We start from the raw sequence: 23,151 nt of genomic DNA on the forward strand, positions 1-23,151 counted from the left end.
TGCATCATGGTATAGTAGAAGCAGGCAAGGAGGAAGTATTATGAATATTGCCGTTTATTTAGGTTCCAGTATGGGAAATGATCCAAAGTATTCTGAATTGACACAATCCATCGGACAATGGATCTGTAAACATCAAAATACATTGGTTTATGGTGCCGGCAGCAAAGGCCAGATGGGATTATTGGCGGATACGGTCTATCAGGGAAAAGGCAAAATCATCGGCGTGATGCCAAGATTTTTATTAAAGATTGAAAAATTGTATGATCATTTAGATGAAGAATATATGGTGGATACCATGTCACAGAGAAAACAGAAGATGATCGATCTGGCACAGGGATTTATTGCCTTACCGGGTGGTCCGGGAACGTTAGAGGAAATTACCGAAATCATTTCTCTGGTTCGTTTAGATCAGTTACCTTATCCTTGTGTACTCTATAATCTGGATGGGTATTATGACACTCTGAAGCAACAACTGGATGTCATGATCAAAGAAGGATTTTTAGATGCAGAAGGTATCAAAAATGTACATTTTGTCACCAGTTTGGAAGAACTGGATGCTTTATTTGGCTACTAAGTGGCTTACTTGGTCACGGAAATGTCTTTCTTGGCTCTTGATTTGTCATTTGTAGGGATTTTGATATAATCCAATCAAGCAAAGGAAGTGGTGAAGATGACAAAAAGCACTGTTGTTACAAGCGGAAATGGAAATTCACACTTCTTTTATAGAGGATAAAACTGGGATGGGTGCATTCCAGTTTTTCTGTATTTGATCAAATCATAATAGAAGGAGGAACTTACAATGGATCAGAATTTCAACAAGGTATTTTGGGATGCATGCGCAAATGGTGATTTCCCGATGGTATGTGGGCAGATCAAGGCAGGAGCCGATGTCAACTATCAAAATGGAGATGGAAGAACCGCATTGATGCGTGCGGCTAAGCGAGATCGCAAGGATGTCGTACAGGTTTTGATTGATAATGGAGCGGATGTCAATCTGGTGGATAATAAAGGAAAAACTGCTTTGATGGGCGCTGCGAAAAAAGGAAACAAAACAATTTGTAAGGCATTACTGGATGCCGGCGCTGATGTTAATGCCAAAGATGACAGAGGACGTACCGCATTGATGCGTGCCGCCTTATTAGGACAGGATCGCTGTGTGCAGGTTTTATTGGATGCCGGTGCGGATATCAACGCACAGGATGAAGTAGGACGTACCGCTTTGATGGAAGCTTGCATCGCCTTTAAACGAGATACGATCTCTATTTTATTGGAAAGAAATGCCAACGTGAATTTATTTGATAATAACGGATGTACGGCACTGATGCGTGCTGCTTATGGAGGATACCCAAGCCTTGTTGAAAAATTGTTATCCTATGGTGCTGATAAAGATATGCAGGACAAACAGGGAAATACAGCTTTAGATTACGTCAGAGAACACTGTCGCGCTCAATTGGAGCCGATCTTACGATAGGAGGATTGGACCATGCGAGATTATTTAAGTTCAGAAGTACGCAACGTCAGCGTAATCGGGCATAGTGGTGCCGGTAAGACCAGCGTTTTGGAAGCTATGTTGTATTACACCAAGGCGACCGATCGTTTTGGAAAGACCAGCGATGGGAGCAGCATGATCGACTTTGATGCCGAGGAAATCAAACGTGGCATTTCTGTCTATTCATCCATCGTTCCAATCGAATGGGAAGACTGTAAGATCAATTTCATCGATACACCAGGGTATTTGGACTTTGTCGGTGAAAAACAAGCCGGTTTTGCGGTAGGTGACAGCTGCCTGATCGTAGCCAATGCCAAAGATGTATTGGAGTCCGGAACCAAATTAGCTTTTAAACAGGCAAGAGAAGCGAAAAAACCAACGATTTTCTTTATCAATAAACTGGATGAAGAAAATACAAGCTTTAACGATGCTTATACTTTACTTCATGAGGAATTTGGAAAATCGATCATTCCATTTGAAGTACCGATCGTAGAAAACGGAGAAGTTGTCGGTTCTGTCAATATCATCAAAAATAAAGCCTGGTATTATAAAGGCGAACATGCCGGAAGCGATACACCTCAGCCGGTTCCGGAAGACATGAAAGATGAAATCAGCATGTACAAAGATCAGATTGCCGAAGCCGTTGCGATGGGTGATGATGATCTGATGGAAAAATTCTTCTCGGGAGAAGAATTCAGCGATGCCGAGCTGACAAAGGGTGTTCGTATCGGTGTACGTAATGGAGAAATTTGTCCGGTCTTCTCCGGAAGTGCCATTCAATCCATCGGTATCCAGCGTTTGATGGACTTGATCATTTCTTATTTCCCAACGTATTCGGAAAAAGGAATGTACACAGCTACAACACCAAATGGAGTGAAGGTCGAATTGTTGACATCGGAAACCGAAACATTGACAGCACAGGTCTTCAAAACAATTGTTGACCCATTTGTAGGACGTATTTCTTACTTGAAGGTATTAAGTGGTGTTTTGAATTCTGATTCTACACTTGTCAATGCCAATAACGGAAAACCGGAAAAAATCAGTTCGATCTATATCATTAAAGGAAAACATCAAACAGCTGCCGGTAAATTGTTTACCGGAGATATCGGAGCTCTGGTCAAATTGCAGAATACCAAGACAAACGATACCCTTTGCGAAAAAGGTAAGCTGTTGATGGCTGATCCGATTGCCTTTGATGAACCAATGTTTGGGCAGGCTATCTTCCCGAAAACAAAGAATGATGAAGATAAGCTTTCCAATGGTTTGGCTCGTTTAGTCGAAGAAGATCCGACATTTAAGGTTATCAATAATACGGAAACTAAGGAAACGGTCGTATATGGTATCGGAGATCAGCATTTGGATGTCATCTTAAATAAACTGAAAAATAAATACAAAGCTGAAGTCACTTTGGCTGATCCAAAGGTTATGTATCGTGAAACCATTACTAAGAGTGCAACCGGTGAAGGTCGTCATAAAAAACAATCCGGTGGACATGGACAGTTTGGACATGTATTTGTCGATTTTGCGCCAAATCCGGATGTAGAAGAAATGGAATTTGATGAAAAAGTCTTTGGAGGTGCTGTGCCAAAACAATACTTCCCGGCCGTTGAAAATGGATTAAGAGAATGTTGTGAGGAAGGTAGCTTAGCGGGCTATAAGATGGTTAACATCAAGACAACTTTGACAGATGGTAAATACCATGATGTCGATTCCAGTGAAATGGCCTTTAAATTAGCCGCAAGACTTGCCTTTAAAGATGCGATGACAAAGTGCCATCCGATTCTGTTAGAGCCAATCATGAATGTTGTCGTAACAGTACCGGATGAATATACTGGAACAGTGATTGGGGATTTGAATAAACGTCGTGGGGCCATCATGGGTATGACACCGGAAGATGGCGATCAGATCATTGAAGCACAGGTTCCAATGGCAGAAATGGCCAGATATTCTATAGAGCTGAGAAGTATGACGCAAGGTCTTGGAAAATATACAATGGAAATGGATCGTTATGATCCGGTACCGGAACCGCAGGCCAGTCGTATCGTTCAGGCCAGCAAAAAAGAGGATTAGTAAGAAGCCGTGCAAAACGGCTTCTTTTTTCGTGTGCTTCTGTTATAATGATTCCCGGTGATGCTATGAAAACATTTAAACATTTTATCGGCTATTATAAGCCTTATAAATTTGTCTTCTTTTTTGATTTATTCTGTGCTTTAACCATTTCTTTGATCGATTTGGCTTTCCCATTGATTTTAAACTACTGCACAGATACGATGTTTATTCAAAAAAGTGTGGAAATTTTGCAGGGACTCATCTGGTTACTTGCCGGACTTTTGGTTCTCTATGTGATTCGTGCTTTGTGTCGTTATTATGTATCGGCCCAGGGACATATCATGGGTGCGCATATGGAAAGAGATATGCGTAAAGAATTGTTCGATCAGTACCAGAGGTTATCTTTTTCCTACTATGATCAACATAATACAGGGGTTATGATGTCGCGTGTAGTCAGTGACTTATTTGATATTTGTGAATTCGCTCATCATGGACCGGAAAACTTGTTTATTTCCTTGATTAAGATCATCGGCTCCTTTGTGATTTTGTCTTTGATCTACTGGCCTTTGGCTTTGTTGTTGTTTATCGTGACTTTGATCATGCTTATCTTTAGCTATACACAAAACAAATCCATGCGGGCAACTTTTATGGATAACCGAAGAAAGATCGGTGATGTCAATGCTGCATTACAAGACAGCCTGGCCGGGATTCGTGTTGTACAATCTTTTACCAATGAGGATATTGAACGAGAAAAATTTGCCCATTCCAATAATGAGTTTTTAGCTTCCAAGAAACGAAACTATCGTGTGATGGGAACGTATTACGGCATGAATAATTTCTTTCAGGGTTTATTGTATGTGACCGTCTTGGTCGGTGGAGGTTACTTTGTGGCTATGAGAAATTTAAGCCCCTTAACGCTAGCCACCTTTGCACTATATGTCAATATTTTTGTGGCGCCGATCGATATTTTGATTGAGTTTACCGAAATGCTTCAAAAAGGTTTTTCTGGATTTAAACGTTTTGAAGAAGTGATGAAAGAAGTGCCGGACATTCAGGATGCCAAGAATGCGCATCCTTTAGAGAATGTACATGGTGATATTTCTTTTAAAAATGTTTCTTTTACCTACAACAAGGAAGAATCTGTATTGGAACATGTAAATCTGGACATCCCGGCCGGTAAGAAAGTGGCTTTGGTTGGACCTAGCGGGTCTGGAAAGACGACCTTGTGTTCTTTAATTCCTCGCTTTTATGATGTGCAAAGCGGACAGATTCTGGTCGATGGACAAGATGTGCGAGATCTGCAGGTAAAAAGTTTAAGACAGGCTATTGGTTTGGTGCAGCAGGATGTCTATCTGTTTACCGGAACGATTGAACAAAATATCGCATACGGAAAACCAGATGCGACACCAGAAGAAATTATAGAGGCGGCCAAGAAGGCAAATATTCATGACTTTATCTTATCATTGCCGGATGGCTATGATACTTTTGTCGGTGAAAGAGGGGCTCGTTTGTCCGGAGGACAAAAGCAGCGCATCTCGATTGCCCGTGTGTTCTTAAAGAATCCAAAGATCTTAATTTTAGATGAGGCTACCAGTGCCTTGGATAATGAGAGTGAACGGATTATTCAAAAATCTTTGGAAAAACTGAGTAAAGATCGTACCTGCATCACGATTGCCCATCGCTTATCGACGATTAAAAACGCCGATGAGATCGTTGTCATCAATCATGATGGATTGCAGGAAAGAGGAACGCATGAAGAATTAATGAAAAAAGGCGGTACATATGCCCGCTATTATAACCTTCAATTTGAAGGATTAGAGCAGATCATGGTTTCATGATCTGTTTTCTTATACAGAAGATCTATTGTCTTGTATAATAGATGAAAAGGGGGATGGAGTAATGTCTATTCGAGCATTTGAAACAGCTGATCTATCGGCTCTCTATGATATTTATGCGTATTATGTGAAGACAACAGCCTATAACTTTGATTTGGAGCCGATGTCGTATTCACAATATAAATTACAGATTGAGAAAATTGCGAAAGAATACCCAATCTTTGTGGCTTGTCATGATGAGCAGGTAATAGGTTATGCGTATGTGCATCCGGCTTTTTCTAAGGCAGCCTATCGCTTTTGCATGGAAGTTACAATTTATTTTAGAAAAGGATCTCATTTCGGATTGGCCGATTGTTTATTGGAAACATTAGAAAAGGCGTGTGTTCAAAAGGGATGTCGTTGGCTGATTGCCTGCATTACCGATACCAATCACAGAAGTATTTCTTTTCATCAACGCCATGGGTATCAATGGAGTGGTTCTTTGCCGGAATGTGGCTTTAAATTTGATACATGGCATGGGGTTGTCTGGTTGATTAAGGATATCCAACAGACTAAACCATCTTACTATAAAGCACCGAATGCCACGATTACCGGTGATGTGCAGATTGGAAAAGGCTCAAGCATTTGGTTTGGAACGGTAGTTCGAGGCGATAGTGATACGATTCGTATAGGTGAACAGACCAATGTGCAGGATAATGCGGTATTACACTGTTCCAAAGGGCATCCGCTGACAATTGGTAATCGTGTTACGATTGGTCATCATGCGATTGTACATGGGTGTACCATTGAAGATGAAGTATTGATTGGAATGGGTGCAACGATTATGGATGCAGCAAAGATTGGCAAACATTCGATTATCGGAGCCGGTGCTCTGGTACCACCGGGGAAGGTGGTTCCGGAGGGTTCTGTGGTTTTAGGATGTCCGGGCAAAGTTCATCATCTTGTAACACCAAAACAGATCGAACAAATTCTGGACAATGCACAGGAATATGTAGAATACGCTCAACTGTATGAAAAACGAGGTATCTGATATGGAAAATATGTTGAATTATGTGCATTTACGTAAAGATATTCCGTTTTCTTTTCGACCATTAAACTGGGTTGATCTTTTGATCCTGAATGAATTATCGTATGTCGATTGGACCCATATTGTCCAAAAAGAACCCGTTTGTCTACCTCAGGCCTGCCAGTCTTATTTTAAAATGCATACAGAACAGGAAATTGAACAGCGATTCTGTTTTTCCAGGAATATACCCAATCTGGTCATGGATCTGCAAGATACGATACGTTATCAAAATGTTCGCATTACACATTATCAGGAAGTCTATGATGAAGAAAAGATGATTCAGTTTGGAGCCATGTCCTTTTTGATGCCGGATGGTACGATTTTGATCAGCTTTCGTGGTACGGATGGCACCATGACCGGCTGGAAAGAAAATATGCGCATGACTTATACAGATGAACTGCCTTGTCATAAGCTGGCATTGGCATTTTTGGAACAAGTGTTGGACAGTATCCCGGAAACAACTTCTTTTTTTGGTTTGGTTAAAAAGAAAGTCTATCCAAAGATTTATGTAAGCGGTCATTCTAAAGGAGGAAACCTTGCGATGTATGCCGCTTTAAAGACCACACAATATGCGGATGTGATCACCAAAGTGCTTGCCTTTGATGCACCGGGCTTTCGTTCTTCTTTTATTGATTCGGTAAAGGACAATCCTGTTTTGAAGAAGATCACAAACTATAAGCCAAAGGACTCAATCATCGGTTGTCTTTTGGAGCATATGGAAAAAGAAGTCGTGCTGGATGCTGAAGAAAGTGGACTGCTTCAACACGATACATTCAGCTGGAAGATTACGACAGATTCTTATCTTCCGCTTAAAGAACTTTCTATAACCAGTAAGGAAACTTTACAGCTTGTCGATCGACTGCTTTTATCAAAAAGCGATGAAGAAAAAAAGGAGTATATTGATTTGATTTTCTCTATCATGGATCGATTGGATATTACAAATGTATCGAACTTGAGCGAAATCAGTTTAAAACAAGTCATGTTGGGCTTTCTGGAATTAAAGAATATGTCTAACGATGAAAGAAAGTTTATCTTTGACATTGTGAATTTTATCAGAATGCAGACATATTCATGGATGAAAACACAGAAAAAGTAAAATCAACTTCTTCTTGTCGCAAAGTCGGAATCAGTGTGATTGGAAGGACAAGATTTGTGCATTTTAGAATGGAATTGTTTTTAAATCAAATGACGGGGTTGATTTGTGCCTGTCATTTTTTTATAATTCATATAGTTTTGGACAATATAGATCGAAAGACTATAATTGAAGATTCCAAATCGAAGTTTTTGTTTACATCGTATCTTTAAGAACGAGAGTAGGAGGAAAATTGAATATGTCAAAAACATCGAATCAGATCAAAAGTCTGACTATGCTGGCGCTATTTTTAGCGATTGAAGTTGTACTTTTGGTAACGCCGTTAGGCTATTTGCGAATTGGAGTGCTTAGTGCTACGCTGATGCATGTACCAGTTATTGTCTGTGCCTGTACGATGGGTACCAAGTATGGTGTATTGATGGGACTTGTCTTTGGGATCACTTCGGTGATCAATGCGACAATGGCACCTACGGTAACCAGCTTTGCGTTCAGTCCCTTTGTAGAAGTCGGCGGCTTTAGTGGCGGCTTTCAATCTTTGATCGTTGCGATCGGTCCACGTCTTTTACTGGGATGGCTTGCCGGTACTATTTATCAGGGATTGATCAAAAAAGGAAAATCTGTTTCTGCAAGTGCTGCCTTGTCTGCTCTGGTTGCTACAGCTTTACATACAGTGGGAGTGCTTGGCCTGATTCTTTTATTCTATGCAGCGCCTTATGCACAAGCTATCGGTGTTGCCCAAGGTGCTTTAATGGCTGCCATGGGAACAGTTATTTTAACGAATGCGATTCCCGAAATCATCGTTGCGATTGTAGCCAACATAGCTTTGACAAAAGCTTTAAGTGCAAGAAGATAAGTAAAATGTCCGTCAAGGGCATTTTTTTCTACTGTTAAAGAAAAGATGCTTAGTCAACAGGAGTCTTAATGAGTTTGTAGTTTTTCAAACTCAGAAAGCGATAAATTGGTTAAATGGCCGATCGTGTCTAAAGAGTTATTTTTAAGGCAATGGACTCTTTTTCACTTTAGTCAAATCCTCTTTTTGGTAACCTTCCTTTTTCTTTTACAGTGTCCATGATAAAATAATCGAGGTGAAGAAAATGAGTATTTTAGAAACATTAAATAGTAAACAAAGAGAAGCGGCTTCGATTACGGATTCGCATGTACGGATCATCGCTGGGGCCGGTAGTGGAAAAACACGTGTATTGATGGCTCGTATCGTTTATTTGGTCAAAGAATGTGGGGTGTTCCCAAATCGGATCATGGCGATTACTTTTACCAATAAGGCAACCAATGAAATGAAGGAACGTCTGATGGCACAGCTGGGTAAAGAGGCATTGGCTGTGCGTATTTCAACGATTCACTCTTTATGTGTACGTATTTTACGTGAAGATGCGGATGCGATCGGATACCCTCGCTCTTTTACAATATTGGATAGCGATGATCAAAAACAGATTCTTCGACCGATTTATAAAGCTATGGATTTGGATATCAAAGAATTGAATATGAACAAAGTTTTAGGTATGATTTCCGGATATAAAAGCGAGGACTTCAGTCCGGTACAGGCTTTGGAAATGGCTTTTACCAAAGAACAGGAAAACATTGCACATATTTATGAGAAATATGAAGAAAAGCGTAAAGAGATGAAGGCCATGGATTTTGATGATCTGCTTAGAGAAGCGCATCATCTGTTACAAAAGGAAGAATCGGTTCGTACCAAGTGGCAAAATCGTTTAGATTATATTCATGTCGATGAGTTTCAGGACGTGGATCCGGTGCAATATTCGATCATTCGTATGTTGACAGGTCCCCATGCGTTCTTATGTGTCGTTGGAGATCCTGATCAGACGATTTATACGTGGCGTGGTGCCAGCGTGGATATTATTCTGCGTTTCGATAAAGATTTTCAACCGTGTAAAAGTGTTATCCTGGATCAGAATTATCGTTCGACCCAACCGATTCTGGATGCCAGTAATGCTTTGATCCAGTACAATGAGGATCGAATCAAAAAGGATTTGTTTACCCAGATTCCGGGGCAGGACAAAATTATATTACATACATGTGTCGATGATAATGAAGAACCTTTATATGTCGCAAAAAAGATACAGGAAGAACATCGAAATGGAATTGATTATAAAGATATGGCCATCTTGTATCGTTCCAATTTCTCCTCTCGTTCCTTTGAACGTTTGCTTCGTACCGTATCGATCCCTTATCGTATTTATGGGGGGATTCGCTTCTATGAACGACAGGAAATCAAAGATGCGCTGGCGTATTTAAAGCTATGTACCAAACCGGAAGAAATTGATCCTAAACAATTATCACTGGATCTTGCCGTGCTTCGTGTAATCAATCAGCCAAGACGTGGTATTGGACAAAAATCGATCGAGAACCTGCGTGAGGAAGCAACGATGCGTGGCATCAATCTCTACGAAGTTTTAAAAGATCCGCAACAGATTTCTGGTGCGATCATCAAAAAATGTGCCTCCTTTGTAAGCTTGATTGAGGATTTAAGAAGACAAAGAGAGAATCTTTCTTTGGAAGATTTTTTAGAGTATGTGCTGGAACAAAGTGGCTATAAGAAGATGCTGCAGGAAGAAAATGAAGAAGAACGTCTGGAAAACTTAAAGGAACTCAAAAGCGATATCGCTCAAAGTCTGCGGGAAGATCCGGAAATGACACTGGAAAGCTATTTACAGGAGGTCAGCCTGTTTACATCACGTGCCAATGAGGAAAGCGGGAATTGTGTATCACTGATGACAGTACACTCGGCTAAAGGATTGGAGTTTGATACTGTGTTTGTGGTCAACTTCAATGATGGTGTATTCCCAAGTACTCGTTCCATGGATGAAGGAGGCCGGAAAGCCTTGGAAGAAGAAAGACGACTTTGTTACGTGGCGATGACAAGAGCCAAACGACATTTGTATATCACATGGAATACAGGCTACAGCTACATGTTGGATAAGTATAAGATACAAAGTCGATTCATCATGGAAATTCCGGAAAAATGCACCTTTCAGGAAGGAAAAGAGAAAGAAGTTAAACGAGAAGAACATCAGGTGGCATCGATTGGTATTCCTTCTAAAAAATCGAAAGCACCTTTCAAGGTCAAAGATCGTGTCACGCATGCGGTCTTTGGGGAAGGAATCGTTTTAAAGCTGGAAAACAATATTGCAACGATTGCCTTTAAACATCCTTATGGCATCAAGAAATTAAACGCCTTGCATCCTTCAATCAAAAAGGCAAAGCATAAAGTCGTGTTATAATACAGATGGTGAAATATATGAATGAACAACAACGTATTGAAGAATTACGAAAACTTTTAGAGAAGTATTCGATTGAATATTATGTGTATGATAAGCCCAGTGTATCCGATCAGGAATACGATCGTTTGATGCAGGAGCTAATGGCACTGGAAGAAAAACATCCGGAGCTGTACGACCCCAATTCTCCCAGCCAGCGTATCATCGGTGCGGTATTGGATGGATTTGAAAAGGTGGAGCATCAGACGCAGATGCTTTCGTTAGGAAATGTCTTTAATTATGAAGAAATTCAAGCTTTTGTCGAACGAATTCAAGAAAGCGTAAAAGATGCCGAATTTGTCGTAGAGTGCAAATATGATGGACTGGCCATGGCTTTGTTGTATGACAATGGACGATTTACTAGAGCTATTACACGTGGCGATGGATTTGTCGGAGAAGATGTCTCCAATAACATACGTACGATTGGTTCAATCCCCATGTATATCGAAGAAACAAGGCACATCGAGATTCGCGGGGAAGTCTATATGCCTAAAAAAAGCTTTGAAGAGCTAAACGAAAAGCAGGAAAAAGAAGGAAAAGCTTTATTTGCCAATCCCCGAAATGCGGCAGCCGGTTCCATTCGTCAGTTAGATTCTTCCATTTGTGCGCAAAGAAAGTTGGATGCCTACTGGTATTATTTCCAGAATGCAGCTGATTTTGGTATCACCAGTCAGGAAGAAGCGTTGGAAAAGATGGAACAGCTTCATTTTCGTGTCAATCCGTTACGCAAGGTTTGTAGAAATACGGCACAAATCTGGGACTTTATTCAGTCGATTCATGAACAAAGAGAAGAACTGCCTTATGAGATCGATGGGATGGTCATTAAGCTAAACAGTTTACCGGATCAGGCCCGCTTAGGCTCGACCGCAAAAGCGCCACGCTATGCGACTGCTTATAAATTTCCGGCCCAGGAGGTTCAGACACGCTTAAAAGATATTACGATCACGGTTGGACGAACCGGAAAGATCACTCCCAATGCGGTTTTAGAACCGGTAAGAGTGGCCGGAACGACGGTAAGTGCCGCCCAGCTTCACAATGAAGATATGATAGCTTCCAAAGATCTTCGCATCGGTGATATCGTCGTGGTACGAAAGGCCGGAGAAATCATTCCGGAAGTTGTCAGTAGTATTAAAGAACGAAGAGATGGTACTCAAAAACCATATGCGTTCCCTAAAGAATGTCCGGTTTGTGGCTCTAAACTGGTACGTTTAGAAGGAGAGTCGGCGCATTACTGCATCAATCAGGATTGCCCGGCACGTGTTGTCGAAAGTATGATTCACTTTGCCTCCCGCGATGCGATGGATATCGATTCTTTAGGCGATAAAAAGATCGAACAGCTGCATGAATTTGGCTTTTTAAATTCGATTGAGGATATTTACTTTTTAAAGAATCATCGTGAAGCGCTTTTAGAAAAGCGAGGATATCAGGTCAAATCGGTCGATCATATGTTGGAGACGATCGAAGAAAGTAAAAAACAGCCGTTAGGTGTCTTATTGTATGGGCTGGGTATCCGTCAGGTCGGCAAAAAGGCGGCCATGATCCTGGCACATCATTTTGGCACGATGGAAAATTTAAGAAACGCAACTTTGGAAGAGCTGGTCCAAATTCGTGATATCGGACAAATTACGGCCGAAAGTATTCTGGCGTTCTTTCAGGAAGAGAAAAACAGACATCTGATTCAGGTCTTACAGGAGCAGGGCTTGAATATGGAACAGGAAAAAGAAAAGATCCATGCGTCTCGTTTCAGTAACAAAACAGTGGTTTTAACGGGAACCTTAGAGCATTATACACGCACGGAAGCTAAAAAAATATTAGAGTCATTAGGAGCCAATGTAGTCGGTTCGGTATCGAAAAAGACAGATTATGTCATTTATGGAACGGCGGCAGGTTCTAAGTTGGAAAAGGCTCGTAATTTAGGTGTTGCTTTAATGAGCGAGGAAGAATTCGTACAGGAGGTGTCAAATGCATTGGAGGAAAACTAGTCTTTGTATATTGATGTCTTTGTTGGTGCTTTGTGGATGTAGTACGGTATCCAATTCGAATCAGCTCAATCCGATCGGGGAAGAAGAGTACGCGGCCATACAGCCTTATGAAAGTAGCGATGCACGTATCAAGCATGCCGCTCTTATGGGGGATACAGAAGCGCGGTTTCGCATGGAACAGGGATTGATGGATCTTTCAAAAACGTATTTTTCACCCACGAAAGTAGCCTATAAAACACAGGAATTTTTGGATTATGATGAATTGGATGCCACCGATGGCTCCAGAGGTTTGTTAGGAACAAATCGAGATGAAAATCCCAATGGGTTAAATCCCAGTCCGGATGAAGGCTTTAATACCGGAAATGGTACAGTCAGCGGGGCTGTGATCTTAGTGGATCTCTATGAGCTGGACTGGTATGCCGATGATGAGCTGCAAGGCATTTCCATCGCAATGGTCGTCAACGATGCCTTAGAGGATAAAAATGGAAAAACAGTGGAGATCACCAAAGGTCGTATGCAGAATTACTTAGAGGTAACTTCCGGTCATTTGGTCAGCTATATGCGTGAGCGTTTTAACTCCATTACTTCTAATGTGCCGATTTATGTAGCATGTTTCTCTTTGGATCATGCATCAGATACCCTGGGTTCTTATATTTATCAAGGATATTTTGAAGGGGCACAGGGAGATTTTTCAGAACTGGATTTGACTTGGGCAGAGGTTCCCGGTGCTGCCTTCAGCAAGGCAGATGCCGATATGGCAGCGCAGTTTGCGGAATATCAAAATGAACTGAGTCATGTTCTTGTCGATTATTCGTATCTGGTTGGAAAAGCCACTCTACAAGATGGAAAGGTTATTCAGTTGAATATCACATTGACAGCGCATGGAAAGACTGCCAGCGAGATTTTGGCCATCACACAGGCCGCCAGTGAACAGATGGTCGTCTTCACCAATTCTTCATGTACCTATAAAGTAGAAGTTATCACCGATGCTGGTACGTATGCCATCGTGTCTAAAGCTGCCGGCAGTGAAGATGTCAATGTGATGACCATGCAGTAAGAGTATGTATAAAGAAAAAATAAAAGCGCTTCAAAACGAAGTTCGTATTCAAATTGATGATTCTCAATATGAAGAAATTGAAAACGAACTGTGTAAAATGGAAGGCATCGCTAAGGCCTTTTCAAAAGTAGATACAAGAAATGTGGAACCCATGGTTCGTTGTTTTGAAACAGAGGCTGTTTTTCGAAAAGAGGATTCGATCTACACCTTGACCAAAGAAGAAGCTTTGATCAATGCTAATTCTACAAAAGATGGGTATATAGAAGTAAGCAGGGTGGTGAAATAAATGCCCTTAACCAGAGAAAATATCAGAAAACAATGTGAATTTGCGCAACAAAAGACACAGGCCATTGTGTCTTTTGTTGTACCTGAGATACAAGACAAAGGAAGATTTAAGGATATACGAATAGCCCTTAAAGATAACATTTCCTTAAAAGGCTATCCGCTACAGGCCGGATCTAAAATTTTGGAAGGTTATCAATGTCCCTATGATGCGACCATTGTAGAAAAAATCAAACAGGAAGGCGGCTGTATTGTCGCAAAGACAGCCATGGACGAGTTAGGAATGGGAGGCTCCGGCAACAATGATATTCATGGGCCGGTCATTCATCCATGGGATGCAAGCCGAATACCGGGAGGAAGCAGCAGTGGCTGTGCAGCTTTGGTGGCAGTCGATGGTGCTGATGTAGCTGTGGGAACGGATACCGGTGACAGCATTCGTAAGCCGGCCAGCTATATGGGGCTGGTTGGGTTGAAACCAACATATGGAAGAATTTCCCGTTTTGGCATTGTCCCTTATGCCAGTTCGATGGACACCGTCGGTATTTTAGCTCGATCTATAGAACAGGTAGAATGTGTATATGATGTTTTAAAAGGGCAGGATGAAAGAGATTTGATGACATTTTTGCCAAAATCACTTGAAGAAGCATCCCAAAAGAAACAAGGGTTGTTACGACTGGCTGTTTTTGATTCAATATCGGAAGATGCCGATCCTGTCTTAAAAGCTCGACTACAAAAATTGATCGAGCAACTGGAAACAAAACAAACGATCAAACACGTACAAATGCCACAATCTCTATTAGCGTTGATCGATCCTGTCTATACTGTGATTGCCAATGCCGAAGCCTGCAGCAATCATGCCAATTTGGATGGTCTTCGCTTTGGCTTGTCATCCAAAGATCAAAGCGTGGAAAACATTCGCTCTAGAGGGTTTTCCTGGGAAGTCAAAAAACGCTTTTTATGTGGCGCTTATGCACTGCATAAAGAAAATCAGGAGCGATTGTTTATCAAGGCACAGAAGATACGCCGAAAACTGGTGGATGCGTATGCTTCAATGTTTACAGAAGCAGACATTGTTTTTTCTTTGACCACGCCGGATGTGGCACCTTTGATCTCAGAATATAAAGAGGATGCATCGATCGGACTTTCGTATTTAAAGCTATCCAATTTTTCCGGTTATCCTTCCATTTCTATTCCTTTTGGAGATAAGGCAGGTCTTCCTTTTGGCCTTCATTTAGTTGCCAAGCCTTGCCGGGAAGATTTGTTGTTGGAAGCCGCAAAATTGTTTTCTCAAGTGATACAGGAGATGGATCATGTATAAGGTACATATAGGAGTTGAAATTCATTGTGCATTGCGAACCAAGACAAAGATGTTTTCCTCGGCTTTGGTTACACAAAATCAAGATCCCAATACTTCTTTGGATATCATTGATCTGGCGTTGCCGGGCTATTTGCCGACAATTAATAAAAAAGCGGTAGAGTATGGCATTTTGGTTTGTGATGCACTGCATTGTACGATTGATCCGGTTTTACGCTTTGATCGCAAAAATTATGCCTATCCTGATCTTCCAAAAGGCTTTCAGATTACGCAGCAGTTTTATCCACTGGGAAAAAATGGCTATATAATGATCGAAGGACAAAAAATCGGTATTGAACGAGTGCATCTGGAAGAAGATACCGCAAAGATGATCCATCATTCGCAAAGTACCTTGTTGGATTTTAATCGTTGTGGTACTCCTTTACTGGAAATTGTCAGCGCGGCGCAAATTCATTCAGTGGATCAGGCTTGTGCTTATGTGAAATCTCTTCAACAAAAGCTGATTTATCTGGGTGTAACCCAGGGGCGCATGGATAAAGGACAGCTTCGTTGTGATATCAATGTTTCGTTAAGTCAAAATCCATCACAATTGGGAGATAAAGTGGAATTAAAAAATCTCAATTCGATTTCACATATTCGTCAGGCTTTGGATTATGAAATTAAAAGACAGTCTTTACTTTTGGATCAACATAAAAAAATAGAAATGCAGACACGTCGTTTTGACGAAAAGACAAAAACGACAATCTTATTGCGGAAAAAAGAAACACAAAAAGATTATCGATATTTTCCGGAACCGAATTTGCCAATTATTCATTTGGACAAAAGTTGGATTCAGGAAATCATCGCAAGACAGCCACATGATCCTAAAGAAATTTTGGATATTTTAAAGAAGCAGGGAATCGATGAGAAAGAGGCACAGAGCCTTCTGACACAAAAAGATTTGACGGATTTCTATTTTGCCGTTATAAAATATACAGAGCGAAATAGGGATGTTCTTCATCTGTTGTTGAATGATGTTCGAAATCAGATGAAGAGTCATGCGATTTCTTTGCCCGATATCGATCCAAGACGATTCGCATGGATCGTTGATCAAAAAGAAGAAAATTTTTCGACAAACAGGATTCGTCAGTGGATTCTTGCTCTTTTAAACGGTGAGAGTGTAGAGACTCAAATACAGAAGGCCAAAGAAGAACAGCCCCATGTTAGTCGAATTGAAGAATGGATCAGGCAGGTATGTGATGCCAACCAACAAAGCATCGATGATTATCGCCAGGGTAAAAAACGCGCGCTGTCTTATTTAGTCGGACAGGTGTTAAAAGTTTCCAGAGGACAGGCAGATCCGGCACTTGTACAAAAAAAGCTGCAGGAAAGACTGAACCAGGAAAAGGAGGAAGCAGAATGAAAAAAGCAAATGCACCAAGCAAGATAAAGTGGGTATTTATCATATTATTGATATTGATCATACTGGCTGCGGCCGGTTATGGGGCTTATTATTTCTACTTTACACCGTCCAATCAAGGACAGTTGATGGAAGGCATCCTTGGTTTAGTTTATGTAAACTATGTGCAGATTTTGATTTCGGTGGCCGCTTTGATCATCATGTGCTTTATTGCCGGTGCCATCTTATCGCATCATAAAGAAGAAAAGAAACTTTTACGGTTTTTAACCGTCTTGATCTGTCTGGTTCCGGCCTTTCTAGTCGTGTTCTTTTTGTTGAAGGATCCGTTGATGGATATCGCATCCATTCAAAATCCACGAACAGTCTTGTTATCCAATGTGGTTTTGGAACAGAAAAAAGGGCAGTATGATGTATCCGGTACCGATCAAAACGGTCATCTTCAAACGTACCGCTTAAACAAAACAAGCTGGCAGACACTTGATGATACATGGGATGAAGATTCTAAAGACGTCTTTGCCCAGGTAGAAATCTTTCCACGCACACAGATCGTTCGCTCGATCAAGGTAGAAAAAGGATTACCACAGTCTTTGATCAATAAGCTTTCCATGAACGATCGTCTATCGGATTCCTGGCAGGACATGCAGCTGCAGGTTGATAATCAAGTTTATGTTTTAAACGATCCGCTTTCTTCTTTAACTCAAAGTGGATGGACCATTCAACAGACCGAATTTGAGGCCAAAAAACATGAGAATCTGGATGCCGGCAAAAGCATTGAATTAGATTTGGAAAACAAAAATGGAATGCAGATGCATATAACTGTTACCAATACGACCGATCAAACCATAGAAACCAGTCAGGCTTCCATCACACAGATCGTTGTTCATCGTATGAATTCAGGAATGCATATGATGTTAGCTCAAAAAATCGTATTGGGATGGAGTCAGCAGGATACTGTAGAAGAACTGTATGGAAAACCGACTTCTTCAGAAGAGAATCAGCTGCAATACCAGGAAGAGAATGAAACCTTGAATCTTGTCTTTAGTGACCAGGGCATCTTAGATCAGATTCATATGTCAGTGAAGTAAACCTGTTTCGACAGGTTTTTTCTTTACATCTGTATTATACTGTTATATACTGTTTATAGAAAGAGAGCGACGTCATGCATCTTATCATCAATCATTCATCTATGGTTCCTATTTATGAACAAATCGTAGAACAGACCAAAGAAGGAATCTTGAAACAGGAGCTAAAGGAAAACCAGCCTTTACCTTCGGTTCGTGCTTTGTCAAAAGAATTGAAAATCAGTGCGCTCACGGTCAAAAAAGCGTATGACGCACTGGAAAGTGAAGGCTTTATTTGTACAGTCCATGGCAAAGGCAGCTATATTGCCCCTGTGAATCCACAGCTGGTTTTAGAAGAACAAAGAAAAGAGCTGGAACAGGATTTGGAAGGCATTCTTCAAAAGGCAAAGCGATTTGATATCACAAAGGAGGAGCTTAAGGATTTGTTTTTACTCTTACTGGAGGAATCGTCATGTTGGAAGTAAAAGAGGTACAAAAACGATATGGTACATTTGAATTAGATTGTTCTTTGACAATTTTGGATGGACAGATCACAGGATTGATCGGACAAAACGGCGCTGGAAAGTCAACTCTTTTTAAAGCCATTCTGGATTTGATCACATTGGATTCCGGAAGTATTCAAATTTTTGGACAAGAACATCACAAACTTAGTGGAAAAGAAAAAGAGAAGTTAGGTGTGGTCTTGTCCGATTCTGGATTTAGTGCATACTTAACGGTGCGTGATATCATCACGATATTAAAAAACATGTATTCAAACTTTGATCTTTCTTACTTTCAGAAACAAATGCAACGTTTCCAGCTTCCATACGATCAAAAGATCAAAGAGTTTTCGACAGGAATGAAAGCCAAATTAAAAGTCTTGATTGCCTTATCTCATCACGCCCAGTTGTTGATTCTGGATGAGCCGACAGCTGGCTTGGATGTAATCGCAAGAGATGAGATCTTGGACTTGTTGCGAGATTATATGGAAGATGAAAAAGATGCTTCGATCTTGATCAGTTCCCATATCGCCGAGGACCTGGAAAGCTTATGTGATGATCTATATATGATTCATGAAGGAAAAATGATCTTCCATGAAGATACCGATGTACTTTTAAGTGATTATGCCATCTTAAAGATGAGTGAAGAACAATTTAAGAAATTGGATACACAGTATATCCTAAAAGTTTGTAAAGAAGTATATGGCTATGCATGTTTAACCAATCAGAAACAATATTATATGGAAAATGAACCGGGGATCACAATAGAAAAAGGAACGATCGATGCGGTAATCACGATGATGATTCGGGGGTATTCACTATGAAAGGCTTATGGATCAAAGATGTAAAGTTAATGGCTGCACAAAAGTATTTTTTCTTACTGATTCTTTTGATTGCGATCGGTATGTCGATATCGGCAGAAGATGTTTCCATGATGACATTTCCATTGGGATTTGTCCCCTTTGTGGTATCGCTATTTGGTTTAAGTACGATCAGCTATGATGAATTTGATAATGGTAATGCGTTTTTATTCACCCTTCCGATCACACGTAAAGAATATGTATTTGAAAAATATGCTTTATCCTTTGTGTTGGCGTTTGTTTCCTTAGTGGTGATGTTTCTATTCACGATTTTTATGGCCGTACAAAAAGGAATGTCATTGGCCTTTGATGGATGGATGATTCTTTTTGGATTGTTTGCGTTTATTCTTCTTTTACAGGCTATCATGATTCCATTTCATTTAAAGTTTGGTCAGGAAAGAGGAAGAATTGCCATTATTTTATTGAATGGCGCATTACTGTTGATCGCAACGTTCATTCAGAAATGCCTGGAGTTTATCGGTATCGACTGGATGCAGGTTCTTCAAAGCATGCCCATCTTAGGACAGCAAACGATGCTTGTATTGTTGTATGGTGTCAGTTTTGTGCTTTTGATAATTTCTTTAAAGGTTAGTATTCATATCGTATCGAAGAAAGAGTTTTGATGAAGTGTCTTGTTAAAATATACAAAAATAAAAACTATGGTATAATACTTTCTAGGAGGCAGAAAGTATGGCCATAAATTTGAAGAATAGACCGAAAAAAGAGAAGAAGACAGCACCGAAACAAGGACATAAAATTGTTTGGTTTACGCTGATCGTCATATTGATTCCTTTTTTGATCATAGGATATGTAATTTTAACCAGTTTGGGTGGACAAAATGAACCGGTTGTGGGCAATCGTTTTGATTCCAAGGATTTAAATCCAGCCATCACAAATGACCAGATTTCTCAGGTACAAACGGCAATCGCATCCATTGGCGGTGTTGAAAATGTTGAAGTGAATTTAAAGAGTGCGACATTGCGTATTTCTATTGATGTATCCGATGATGCGAATGCTGATACGTGCAATGCCGTAGCGCAGGAAGCCTATAATCAGGTCAATGGTATTTTACCGGTCGATACATACTTTACTAATACCGAAGAGGCAAAGATGTATGATCTGGAGATTGATGCCTATAACTTCTTATTGGATGATACACATACAGAAGGTCAGGTCGATATCAAGGTGTATAAATCCGGCGCCGGCCAGGTTGTTACGCAAAATATGACAGAGGCAAAGGATCCGGAATTGGCAGGACAGCTGGTTCGCTAAACGTGTGAATATAAAGAAAGCTTTAACACTGGATGAAAGTGTTAAAGCTTTTTTACAGCCTGGTAACTTTATTAAAGAAATAGAGTCCAATCAAAAACATGATAGAGATAGCGGCAACGCCTAAATTTTGATGGCCTGTCAGCTGTGTCACAAAGCCAATCAGGAAGGTTCCTAAGAAACTGGCTCCTTTTCCACAGATATCAAATAATCCAAAGTATTCACCACTTGCGTTTTCCGGAATGATCTTGGCAAAGTAGCTTCTGGAAAGGGCCTGAATTCCACCCTGGAAGCATCCAACCGCAACAGCTAATAACCAGAATTCCCATTGTTTATCCAGTTGTATCGCAAATACCGCAATGCAGAAATAGGCAACGATACAAATTTTGATCAGCTTGCCGGCATCCTGTTTTTTGGAAAGAATCGCAAATGTCAGACTGGCCGGAAAGGCAACGATCTGCGTCACCAACAAAGCCAACAACAAGCCGGTCGTATCCAAACCAAGACTGGTTCCATAAGCGGTTGCCATATCGATGATCGTATAAACCCCATCGATAAAGAAGAAAAAGGCCAGTAAGAATAGGAAGACTTTCTTTTGTTGACGGGCATCCTTTAATGTTTTATACAAACGCACAAAGGTATCCTTGACGGGATGAGTTTTTGGTTCGATATAATATTTTTGTTTATAATGAAAAGCTAAAGGTAAAGTGAAACCGATCCACCACAAGGCATTGATCACAAAGGCAATCATCATAGCCATACTTAAAGAAATGCCCAATGTTTCATAAAGTAAGACAAAAACCAGTGAGATCAAAAAGGGAATACAGCTTCCGATATAACCCCAGGCATAGCCTTTTGAGGATACATTGTCCATTCGATCTTCTGTCGTGATATCTACAAGCATGGAATCATAGAAGATCAAAGACAGAGAATAACAGATCTTTGCGACAATAAATAAGATCAGAAAGCTTAACCAGTACGATGGAACCCAGAAACAGGCTAAAGCCAGGGCACCGCAGAGTGCTGAAAGAAGAAATACTTTTTTCTTTTTACCCTGATAATCTGCCAGTGTTCCCAGAATCGGCCCTAAGATCGCAACGGCCAGTGTGGAAATGGAGGTTGCATACGACCAATAGCTCAGATAGCTGGATTCGGGAATCCCCTGTGCACTGGAAATACTGTTGAAATAAATGGGGAGGATCGTGGAAACCAGAAGAATAAAAGCGGAGTTTCCTATGTCATAAACAACCCACCGTATTTCCTGACGGTTTAATTTAATTTTCATAGAATCAAAATCCTTTCATATCCTTATATTTATATAGAAAACTAGAAGGCGCTTTCTAAAAGCCATTTTATCATGAAATTAAAAAACAATCGTTAAAAAAAAGTAAATTAAAATTTAAGGTACTTACTTTTTTGAGCATTTTTTGATGATTTTTTCTTTGAAATGGTTATAATAATGGACAGGTGATTGAAAATGACAATTCGAATAGGGTTTGATATAGGAAGTACCACGATCAAAGCTGTGGTTTTAGATGAACAAAACAATATTTTATATAAGTCGTATGAACGACATATGGCCAAGGTTCGTCAAAAGGCATTAGAGAAGATCAAGGAATTAAAAGACTTCTGTAACGAGCCTTTTTCCTTTGCGATTTCCGGTTCCGGTGCTTTAGGTCTCTGTGAAGCCGGTCATCTTCCTTTTGTACAGGAGGTTTTTGCCTCGGCAGCAGCTATCAGGAAGTTTTACCCACAAACAGATTGTGCTATCGAGCTGGGAGGAGAAGATGCCAAGATCTTGTTCTTTAAAGGAAGTCTGGAGCAGAGAATGAATTCGACTTGTGCCGGAGGAACCGGTGCGTTTATCGATCAGATGGCCTCTCTTTTAGATATGTCACTGGAACAGATGAACGAAGCCAGCTTCCAATGCCATAAGATTTATCCAATCGCCAGCCGATGCGGTGTTTTTGCGAAAACAGATATTCAGCCATTGATCAATCAAGGTGTGGATAAAGCGGATCTTTGCGCCAGCATTTTTCAGGCTGTGGTCAATCAGACAGTGACTTCTTTGGCACAAGGACGAAAAATTGAAGGGAATATTTTGTTCTTAGGGGGACCTTTATACTTTATGAGCGGTTTGCGCAAGCGTTTTGAAGAAACGCTGCAGCTTTCACCCGAACAAAGTACATGTCCTCAAACAGCTATTCATTTTGTGGCTTTGGGAACAGCACTTTGTGCGCAGGAGACCTTTACCTATGACAATCTTGTGGAACGTCTGGATCAGCTGGTTCATATGCCGATGCAGATGGAATCCGGACAGCCGCTTTTTGAAAATGAGAAAGAGTATGAGGATTTCATCGCTCGTCACAAGATGCATGATGTGCAATACGACCAGCTGGAAACGTATCAGGGAAAAGCGTATCTGGGTATTGATTCCGGTTCTACCACAACAAAGCTGGTCTTGTTGAGTGAAGAACATAAGATTTTATATGAAAGCTATACTTCCAATAAGGGAAATCCTTTAGATGTCGTTTTACAAGATCTAAAAGAAATTTATCAAAAAAATCCGAATATCCGTATTTTTGGTGCGTATTCGAC

20 protein-coding genes are annotated in these 23,151 nt (G+C 40.6%); 19 read left to right on the forward strand and 1 reads right to left on the reverse strand.

Annotated elements, in window-relative coordinates; translation table 11 throughout:
- Nucleotides 1-40: 40 nt before the first annotated feature.
- From U0M88_RS06075 to U0M88_RS06160, 18 genes are all read left to right on the forward strand, one after another.
- A complete protein-coding gene (locus tag U0M88_RS06075) occupies nt 41-574 on the forward strand; it encodes a TIGR00730 family Rossman fold protein (RefSeq protein ID WP_022789948.1) in 534 nt (177 codons plus the stop codon).
- Nucleotides 575-799: 225 nt separating this feature from the next.
- Complete coding sequence (locus U0M88_RS06080; RefSeq protein WP_022789949.1) at nt 800-1,471, forward strand: ankyrin repeat domain-containing protein; 672 nt, start codon at nt 800-802, stop codon at nt 1,469-1,471.
- A gap of 12 nt (nt 1,472-1,483) precedes the next feature.
- A complete protein-coding gene (fusA, locus tag U0M88_RS06085; protein WP_270599485.1) occupies nt 1,484-3,559 on the forward strand; it encodes an elongation factor G in 2,076 nt (691 codons plus the stop codon).
- Nucleotides 3,560-3,624: 65 nt separating this feature from the next.
- The gene (locus U0M88_RS06090) at nt 3,625-5,376 is read left to right on the forward strand and encodes an ABC transporter ATP-binding protein (RefSeq protein ID WP_331869232.1); all 1,752 of its coding nucleotides are present in this window, start codon (nt 3,625-3,627) and stop codon (nt 5,374-5,376) included.
- A gap of 61 nt (nt 5,377-5,437) precedes the next feature.
- Entirely contained in the window at nt 5,438-6,403 is a 966-nt protein-coding gene (locus U0M88_RS06095) for a GNAT family N-acetyltransferase (RefSeq protein ID WP_331869233.1), read from the forward strand.
- Nucleotide 6,404: 1 nt separating this feature from the next.
- Nucleotides 6,405-7,535 (forward strand): Mbeg1-like protein, encoded by a 1,131-nt coding sequence (locus tag U0M88_RS06100; protein WP_195222001.1) that lies wholly within the window; start codon nt 6,405-6,407, stop codon nt 7,533-7,535.
- A 235-nt stretch (nt 7,536-7,770) separates the two neighbouring features.
- Entirely contained in the window at nt 7,771-8,385 is a 615-nt protein-coding gene (locus U0M88_RS06105) for an ECF transporter S component (protein WP_331869234.1), read from the forward strand.
- Between the two features lie 241 nt (nt 8,386-8,626).
- Nucleotides 8,627-10,792, forward strand: a complete 2,166-nt coding sequence (locus U0M88_RS06110; protein ID WP_331869235.1) for an ATP-dependent helicase — start codon at nt 8,627-8,629, stop codon at nt 10,790-10,792.
- Between the two features lie 17 nt (nt 10,793-10,809).
- A complete protein-coding gene (ligA, locus tag U0M88_RS06115; protein WP_331869236.1) occupies nt 10,810-12,810 on the forward strand; it encodes an NAD-dependent DNA ligase LigA in 2,001 nt (666 codons plus the stop codon).
- Entirely contained in the window at nt 12,791-13,867 is a 1,077-nt protein-coding gene (locus tag U0M88_RS06120; protein WP_331869237.1) for a CamS family sex pheromone protein, read from the forward strand. The genes ligA and U0M88_RS06120 overlap by 20 nt, the downstream gene beginning before the upstream one ends.
- Before the next feature lie 4 nt (nt 13,868-13,871).
- Entirely contained in the window at nt 13,872-14,153 is a 282-nt protein-coding gene (gene gatC, locus U0M88_RS06125) for an Asp-tRNA(Asn)/Glu-tRNA(Gln) amidotransferase subunit GatC (RefSeq protein WP_022789958.1), read from the forward strand.
- Entirely contained in the window at nt 14,154-15,467 is a 1,314-nt protein-coding gene (locus tag U0M88_RS06130) for an amidase family protein (protein ID WP_331869238.1), read from the forward strand.
- A complete protein-coding gene (gene gatB, locus U0M88_RS06135; RefSeq protein ID WP_331869239.1) occupies nt 15,460-16,866 on the forward strand; it encodes an Asp-tRNA(Asn)/Glu-tRNA(Gln) amidotransferase subunit GatB in 1,407 nt (468 codons plus the stop codon). The genes U0M88_RS06130 and gatB overlap by 8 nt, the downstream gene beginning before the upstream one ends.
- Nucleotides 16,863-17,948 carry a hypothetical protein gene (locus tag U0M88_RS06140; RefSeq protein ID WP_117445257.1) on the forward strand — a complete coding sequence of 362 codons (1,086 nt, stop codon included), beginning with the start codon at nt 16,863-16,865 and terminating at the stop codon, nt 17,946-17,948. Before gatB ends, U0M88_RS06140 begins: the two co-directional genes overlap by 4 nt.
- A gap of 74 nt (nt 17,949-18,022) precedes the next feature.
- Nucleotides 18,023-18,409 (forward strand): GntR family transcriptional regulator, encoded by a 387-nt coding sequence (locus U0M88_RS06145; protein WP_117445258.1) that lies wholly within the window; start codon nt 18,023-18,025, stop codon nt 18,407-18,409.
- Nucleotides 18,397-19,248 carry an ABC transporter ATP-binding protein gene (locus tag U0M88_RS06150; RefSeq protein ID WP_331869240.1) on the forward strand — a complete coding sequence of 284 codons (852 nt, stop codon included), beginning with the start codon at nt 18,397-18,399 and terminating at the stop codon, nt 19,246-19,248. The genes U0M88_RS06145 and U0M88_RS06150 overlap by 13 nt, the downstream gene beginning before the upstream one ends.
- Entirely contained in the window at nt 19,245-19,907 is a 663-nt protein-coding gene (locus U0M88_RS06155; protein WP_272001114.1) for an ABC-2 transporter permease, read from the forward strand. Before U0M88_RS06150 ends, U0M88_RS06155 begins: the two co-directional genes overlap by 4 nt.
- A 67-nt stretch (nt 19,908-19,974) precedes the next feature.
- The gene (locus U0M88_RS06160; protein ID WP_117445261.1) at nt 19,975-20,556 is read left to right on the forward strand and encodes a hypothetical protein; all 582 of its coding nucleotides are present in this window, start codon (nt 19,975-19,977) and stop codon (nt 20,554-20,556) included.
- A 52-nt stretch (nt 20,557-20,608) separates the two neighbouring features.
- Here the strand turns inward: U0M88_RS06160 and U0M88_RS06165 are convergent, their stop codons facing one another.
- Entirely contained in the window at nt 20,609-21,838 is a 1,230-nt protein-coding gene (locus U0M88_RS06165; RefSeq protein WP_303971470.1) for an MFS transporter, read from the reverse strand.
- A gap of 192 nt (nt 21,839-22,030) precedes the next feature.
- Here U0M88_RS06165 and U0M88_RS06170 point away from each other — a divergent pair.
- A partial coding sequence (locus tag U0M88_RS06170; protein ID WP_331869241.1) for a BadF/BadG/BcrA/BcrD ATPase family protein occupies nt 22,031-23,151 on the forward strand: 1,121 nt, incomplete at its 3' end.

The sequence above is a fragment of the Faecalicoccus sp. genome (genome assembly GCF_036552745.1).
Lineage (GTDB): Bacteria > Bacillota_I > Bacilli_A > Erysipelotrichales > Erysipelotrichaceae > Faecalicoccus.

Bases quoted from the DNA above. Each gene is read 5' to 3' on its own strand.
- U0M88_RS06075 (WP_022789948.1), top strand. From the start codon at position 41: ATGAATATTGCCGTTTATTTAGGTTCCAGTATGGGAAATGATCCAAAG.
- U0M88_RS06080 (WP_022789949.1), top strand. From the start codon at position 800: ATGGATCAGAATTTCAACAAGGTATTTTGGGATGCATGCGCAAATGGT.
- fusA (WP_270599485.1), top strand. From the start codon at position 1,484: ATGCGAGATTATTTAAGTTCAGAAGTACGCAACGTCAGCGTAATCGGG.
- U0M88_RS06090 (WP_331869232.1), top strand. From the start codon at position 3,625: ATGAAAACATTTAAACATTTTATCGGCTATTATAAGCCTTATAAATTT.
- U0M88_RS06095 (WP_331869233.1), top strand. From the start codon at position 5,438: ATGTCTATTCGAGCATTTGAAACAGCTGATCTATCGGCTCTCTATGAT.
- U0M88_RS06100 (WP_195222001.1), top strand. From the start codon at position 6,405: ATGGAAAATATGTTGAATTATGTGCATTTACGTAAAGATATTCCGTTT.
- U0M88_RS06105 (WP_331869234.1), top strand. From the start codon at position 7,771: ATGTCAAAAACATCGAATCAGATCAAAAGTCTGACTATGCTGGCGCTA.
- U0M88_RS06110 (WP_331869235.1), top strand. From the start codon at position 8,627: ATGAGTATTTTAGAAACATTAAATAGTAAACAAAGAGAAGCGGCTTCG.
- ligA (WP_331869236.1), top strand. From the start codon at position 10,810: ATGAATGAACAACAACGTATTGAAGAATTACGAAAACTTTTAGAGAAG.
- U0M88_RS06120 (WP_331869237.1), top strand. From the start codon at position 12,791: ATGCATTGGAGGAAAACTAGTCTTTGTATATTGATGTCTTTGTTGGTG.
- gatC (WP_022789958.1), top strand. From the start codon at position 13,872: ATGTATAAAGAAAAAATAAAAGCGCTTCAAAACGAAGTTCGTATTCAA.
- U0M88_RS06130 (WP_331869238.1), top strand. From the start codon at position 14,154: ATGCCCTTAACCAGAGAAAATATCAGAAAACAATGTGAATTTGCGCAA.
- gatB (WP_331869239.1), top strand. From the start codon at position 15,460: ATGTATAAGGTACATATAGGAGTTGAAATTCATTGTGCATTGCGAACC.
- U0M88_RS06140 (WP_117445257.1), top strand. From the start codon at position 16,863: ATGAAAAAAGCAAATGCACCAAGCAAGATAAAGTGGGTATTTATCATA.
- U0M88_RS06145 (WP_117445258.1), top strand. From the start codon at position 18,023: ATGCATCTTATCATCAATCATTCATCTATGGTTCCTATTTATGAACAA.
- U0M88_RS06150 (WP_331869240.1), top strand. From the start codon at position 18,397: ATGTTGGAAGTAAAAGAGGTACAAAAACGATATGGTACATTTGAATTA.
- U0M88_RS06155 (WP_272001114.1), top strand. From the start codon at position 19,245: ATGAAAGGCTTATGGATCAAAGATGTAAAGTTAATGGCTGCACAAAAG.
- U0M88_RS06160 (WP_117445261.1), top strand. From the start codon at position 19,975: ATGGCCATAAATTTGAAGAATAGACCGAAAAAAGAGAAGAAGACAGCA.
- U0M88_RS06165 (WP_303971470.1), bottom strand. From the start codon at position 21,838: ATGAAAATTAAATTAAACCGTCAGGAAATACGGTGGGTTGTTTATGAC.